Here is a 5413-nt window from a genome sequence, read left to right on the forward strand (position 1 = left end):
TCGCCATCTCGCAGGGTTCGCTCCGGCGCGGCTCGGCCGCCGTCTACCTCGACATCTCCCACCCCGAGATCGAGGAGTTCCTGGAAATCCGCAAGCCCGCCGGGGACTTCAACCGCAAGGCCTTGAACCTCCATCATGGCGTTCTCGTCACCGACGCCTTTATGGAGGCGGTCAGGAAGGGCGAGCGCTTCGTCCTCGTCTCCCCGCGCGATGGCTCGAAGCGCGGCGAGGTGGATGCCCGCACGCTGTTCCAGAAGCTGGTCGAGACGCGCCTCGCAACGGGCGAGCCCTACATCATCTTCATCGACCACGTGAACCGCGCGATGCCGAAGCATCAGCGCGACCTGGGGCTCAAGGTCACGACGTCCAACCTCTGCTCCGAGATCACGCTGCCCACCGGGCCCGATCATCTGGGGAACGACCGCACCGCCGTCTGCTGCCTCTCCTCGCTCAACCTCGAGACCTGGGACCAGTGGCACGCCGACCCGCGCTTCCTCGAGGACGTCATGCGCTTCCTCGACAACGTGCTTTCCGACTACATCGCCCGCGCGCCCGACGAGATGCGCCGCGCGAAATATGCCGCCATGCGCGAGCGCTCGGTGGGCCTCGGCGTCATGGGGTTCCACAGCTTCCTCCAGGCGCGCCGCATCCCGTTCGAGAGCGCGCTTGCCAAGTCGTGGAACCTGAAGATGTTCCGGCACATCCGCGAGCGGGTGGACGCAGCCTCGATGCTGCTTGCCGTCGAGCGCGGGCCCTGCCCGGACGCCGAGGAGATGGGCGTGATGGAGCGCTTCTCGTGCAAGATGGCGATCGCGCCGACCGCCAGCATCTCCATCATCTGCGGCGGCACCTCGGCCTGCATCGAGCCCATTCCGGCCAACATCTACACCCACAAGACGCTCTCGGGCAGCTTCGTGATCCGGAACCCCCATCTCGAGAAGCTGCTCATCGAAAAGGCCAAGAACTCGGATGCGGTGTGGAACTCGATCCTCGAGCATGACGGCTCGGTCCAGCACCTTGACTTCCTCACCGCCGACGAGAAGGCCGTTTTCCGTACCGCCTTCGAGATCGACCAGCGCTGGCTCCTCGAGCTTGCCGGCGATCGCACGCCCTACATTGACCAGGCGCAGTCCCTGAATCTGTTCATCCCGGCCGATGTCGAGAAGTGGGATCTTCTCATGCTCCACTTCCGCGCCTGGGAGCTGGGCATCAAGTCGCTCTACTATCTCCGCTCCAAGTCGGTGCAGCGCGCCGGCTTCGTCGGCGGGGAAGCGGGTGGCCTTTTCGGCGGAGTGGAGGCGGACAACACGCCCGAGCCGCGCCGGATCGAGCTCGACGCCAACAAGTACGACGAGTGCCTGGCGTGCCAGTAGCAAAGCGTTCGGCCGGCGGGGCGGGCCGCTCCGGCGGCCTGGCCGTCGGCGGGTCTCAGCCTGTCCGACCCGTCGTGCCCGAAACTTTCCGGCAAGCCCTTGCCCGGCGCGCGACCTCGTTCTATCTCTGTTCTCCGCCTGTGGAGTGACCCATGCCCCTCCTCGAAGCCAGCCGCACCTACAAGCCCTTCGAATACCCCTGGGCCTACGAGTACTGGAAGCGCCAGCAGCAGATTCACTGGATGCCCGAGGAAGTCCCGCTCGGCGAGGACTGCCGAGACTGGGCGCAGAAGCTGACCGACCACGAGCGGAACCTGCTCACCCAGATCTTCCGCTTCTTCACCCAGGCCGACGTCGAGGTGCAGGACTGCTACCACGACCGCTATGGCCGGGTGTTCAAGCCGACCGAGATCAAGATGATGCTGACCGCCTTCTCCAACATGGAGACGGTCCACATCGCGGCCTACTCGCACCTCCTCGACACCATCGGCATGCCCGAGACCGAGTATGCCGCCTTCCTCAACTACAAGGAGATGCGGGACAAGCACGACTATCTCGCGAGCTTCGGTGTCGAGACCGATGCCGACATCGCCCGCACGCTCGCCATGTTCGGCGCGTTCACCGAGGGGCTCCAGCTCTTCGCGAGCTTCGCGATGCTCATGAACTTCCCGCGCTTCAACAAGATGAAGGGCATGGGCCAGATCGTCTCCTGGTCGGTGCGGGACGAGAGCCTCCACTGCGAGGGCATCATCCGCCTGTTCCATGCCTTCTGCGCAGAGCGGCAGTGCCTGACGCCGGCAGTCAGGGACGATATCCTCGACATGTGCCAGAAGACGGTGCGCCTCGAGGACGCCTTCATCGACCTTGCCTTCGAGATGGGCCCAGTCCACGGCATGCACCCGAAGGAGATCAAGAAGTACATCCGTTTCACGGCCGACTGGCGGCTGAAGCAGCTGGGGCTTCCGCCCATCTACATGATCGAGGAGCACCCGCTCCCCTGGCTCCAGCCACTGCTCTCGGGTGTGGAGCACGCCAACTTCTTCGAGACCCGGGCGACGGAGTATTCGAAGGCGGCCACGCGCGGGAACTGGCAGGAAGTGTGGGAGATCTTCGACCGCCGCCAGGCTGCCAAGACCGCCGCCGCCGCCAACGACGCGGATCAGGGGGCAGATCTTCTCTCCGGCGTCGCGGCGGAATGACGCCTCCGGCGGGCAGGGGCGAGCCGCCCCTGCACCCGGCCAATACCGATATCCCGAGCGCCCGGCGGAAACTGGAGCGCCAGACGTTCCACGTCCGCTTCCAGTCCTGCATCGCCTTCACGCACCGGATTGCGTCCCTGATTGACAGGAACCGCTCACGTTCACGAGTGTCGGGGCCGCTCATCCCTTGCTTGGGGTCGCACACTCCTCGCGTCCAGGTCATGCCGTGCCGCAACTGCAGACTTCTCGACACCCCTTCTTGCAGCTTCGTTTCCGGTTCGCTACATTTTGTGCGGGAGGATCTTGTTATGCGGAAGGTAGTCGGAGTTCTGGTTTTCCTCGCATCGACTCCAGCCTTTGCGCAGTCATCAGTGCATGTGCGTGGGTATATCCGGTCTGATGGCACTTATGTGGCGCCCCACTACAGGTCGGCGCCAGATTCCAGCAGGATGAACAATTGGTCATCGGAGGCGAACTTCAACCCCTATACCGGAAAACAGGGAACTGTAGACCCATTTGCACCAAGATTTCCATCATCCCCGGGATATCGACCGTATCGGCCAAGGGGCTTCTGACACGAAGCAAATAGGACGTCTCCGCTGGGTCGATCGCAATTTTTCGGGCGGAGCGGGATTGGCCGCCTCTCGCACGTGTTCGCGCGCGTCGAACGCTGCCTCGATGTCGTTGAAGCCTGACCGCCTTTCCTAGGCTCAGCACCTATTCAATCCCTGGTGTTGGCGGCGATGCGTTGATTCGATGGCGGCATCTGGGAGGTGCTGCTGATGTCGGGCGTGTGGTTGCTGAGCGAGGCGCAGATGCGGCGCATTGAGCCGTTTTTCCCGCTTTCTCATGGGGTTCCGCGAGTGGATGATCGGCGGGTGATCTCCGGGATCGTCTTCGTGCTCAGGAACGGCCTGCGCTGGCGGGGTGCGCTGCCGGCCCAGGGGCCGCACAAGACCTGTCACACAACCGGTTCATCCGCTGGAGCCGCCTGGGCGTGTTCAACTCGATCTTCGCCGAGCTGGCGGCCAGGGCCGGCAAGCCCGACAGGCTGATGATCGACGCGACGCAGCTGAAGGCCCATCGAACCGCTGCCAGTCTGTTCAACAGGGGCTCTTCCCCGAAATATCGGGCGCGACCTGTGGCGGACCGAACTCCAGGCTGCATGCTGTCACCGTCGGCCAGGGGCGGCCCTTGGTCATGCTCCTGACCGAAGGCCAGGCCAGCGTCACCGGGGCGCTGCGTTGCTGCGCAATGCCTTACCGCCAGCCAGGGAGCCGATCGCCGACAAGGGCTATGTCGGCAACGGCTTCCGCAACGCCTTGGCCGAGCGCGGCACCGCCGCCTGCATCCCTTCCAAATCCAGCCGCACGACCGCCATTCCGCATGCCCCCGTCCTCTACCGCCAGCGCCACAAGATCGAGATCATGTTCGGCCGCCTGAAAGCCTGTCGCCGCATCCCCATCCGCTACGACCGCTGCGCACACGCCTTCTTCTCAGCCGTCTGCATCGCAGCCACCGTCATCTTCTGGCGTGGTCAATGAGTCCTGAGCCTAGAACGCCACGTCTCCCACGGTGTAGCTGACGAGGATGGTGAAGGCGGCCACGATCAGCGTCCGGACCAGAGTTCGCTTCACATGGATCCCCCCCCCGCCCGGACCCCGGCCACCGAAATCGCCACCAGCGACACCAGCACCGAGACAGTGATGAGCGGCAGCTCGATCCGCGCCGGCGGATACCATGCGAGCAGGAAGGCAATGGCGGCGCCCAGCCCGAAGGCGAGCGCCGCGCCGGTGCCTGCAGTCGCGACGTGCGCCGCCGACACCAGCCGCACGATCCCGTGCTCGCGCTCCAGCGCTGCCTTCAGCGGCGAGCGCCGCATCAGCCATCCACCACCTCCCCGGCAAGCTCCGGCGCCGGCTCCTTCGCCACGTAGACGGCAACGATCTCGGCCCGTTCGGCCTCCCGCCCGGCCTTCGGTTCCTGCCGCTCCTCGGCAGTCGCGGCGATCTGCCCGTCCCGCTCCGCTGCCGTCTCGGCCCACTTGGCTTCGCCTGGGGTCGGCATTTCCGCGACGATTGCCGAGCTCCCGGCAATCAGCGGCGTCCGCTTGCTTGCTCCTGCGCCGCTAAACCCGAGGAGAAGGCCCGCCGGGCTGATGATCCTGTCCTGCGCCGCAGGCGCCCAGGCCCGGCGTGACTGCCGCTGGCCGAGATGATGCGCGAGGTCAGATCCGAAGGAACGCGCCGCCATGCTTCTCCTTCCGTCCAGCCGCCTGCTATCGCCACGGTCGCGCCGGGGACAGGCCGGCGACAAGCCGGCGACAAGTTGCCTTCGGCGATGTGGCGCGAGCACTCCGGCCGACCGTGAACGCGTTCCGCAACTTCGCGGGTCGGCGTTGCTGCCTGAGCGACAGCGGCGTCACGCCCAAGGAGAAATGGGGGAGATGTTGACCCGGTGCAGGCCGTCTTCGCCCGGCGGCGCCATGCCGTGCTCCGGGCCTTGCCGAATGTCGGCAGGCGCTCGGCTCACCCGTACCCGATCGGGCATCGAGACCCGCAACCGGACCTGTGGCAGTCGATCATTGCAAAACTGCCTGGTCGACGCCGAATGCCGCCCCGGCCGCATGCACACGGACGCGAGGGAAGGCGGATCGTTGTGCGAGGGCAGGCTCTTAGCCTTCGCTTGCCCGGCACGCTGTGCGGCAAGACGGACAATGCCGCCGATGGGGCTGCGGACCGGCGGAGCGCCGGCCGCGGCCCTCGGAAAAGATGGTCGGGGAAAGAGGATTCGAACCTCCGGCCCCCGCCTCCCGAAGACGGTGCTCTACCAGGCTGAGCT

4 protein-coding genes and 1 pseudogene are annotated in these 5413 nt (G+C 65.6%); 3 read left to right on the plus strand and 2 right to left on the minus strand.

Translation table 11 applies throughout. The features are described 5' to 3' along the window. The 3 genes and pseudogenes from ACK4HL_RS20240 to ACK4HL_RS20250 all read left to right on the plus strand — a co-directional run. Window positions 1-1373, plus strand: a 1373-nt coding sequence (locus ACK4HL_RS20240; protein ID WP_409764616.1) for a ribonucleoside-diphosphate reductase subunit alpha, incomplete at its 5' end; no start/stop codon positions are given. A 152-nt stretch (window positions 1374-1525) separates the two neighbouring features. Further along, window positions 1526-2572 (plus strand): ribonucleotide-diphosphate reductase subunit beta, encoded by a 1047-nt coding sequence (locus tag ACK4HL_RS20245; RefSeq protein WP_194743712.1) that lies wholly within the window; start codon window positions 1526-1528, stop codon window positions 2570-2572. Window positions 2573-3354: 782 nt separating this feature from the next. Continuing rightward, window positions 3355-4116 (plus strand): annotated as a pseudogene (locus ACK4HL_RS20250) (IS5 family transposase). Between the two features lie 89 nt (window positions 4117-4205). On the opposite strand, the gene ACK4HL_RS20255 reads toward ACK4HL_RS20250, so the two are convergent. Beyond that, the gene (locus ACK4HL_RS20255) at window positions 4206-4454 is read right to left on the minus strand and encodes a hypothetical protein (RefSeq protein WP_194743713.1); all 249 of its coding nucleotides are present in this window, start codon (window positions 4452-4454) and stop codon (window positions 4206-4208) included. Then, window positions 4454-4825, minus strand: a complete 372-nt coding sequence (locus tag ACK4HL_RS20260; protein ID WP_328831053.1) for a VIT1/CCC1 transporter family protein — start codon at window positions 4823-4825, stop codon at window positions 4454-4456. Before ACK4HL_RS20260 ends, ACK4HL_RS20255 begins: the two co-directional genes overlap by 1 nt. Window positions 4826-5413: the final 588 nt, after the last annotated feature.

Source organism: Aestuariivirga sp. (assembly GCF_046294715.1).
GTDB lineage: Bacteria > Pseudomonadota > Alphaproteobacteria > Rhizobiales > Aestuariivirgaceae > Aestuariivirga.

Coding starts and splice junctions, on each gene's coding strand:
- ACK4HL_RS20245 (WP_194743712.1), top strand. CDS start 1,526: ATGCCCCTCCTCGAAGCCAGCCGCACCTACAAGCCCTTCGAATACCCC.
- ACK4HL_RS20260 (WP_328831053.1), bottom strand. CDS start 4,825: ATGGCGGCGCGTTCCTTCGGATCTGACCTCGCGCATCATCTCGGCCAG.
- ACK4HL_RS20255 (WP_194743713.1), bottom strand. CDS start 4,454: ATGCGGCGCTCGCCGCTGAAGGCAGCGCTGGAGCGCGAGCACGGGATC.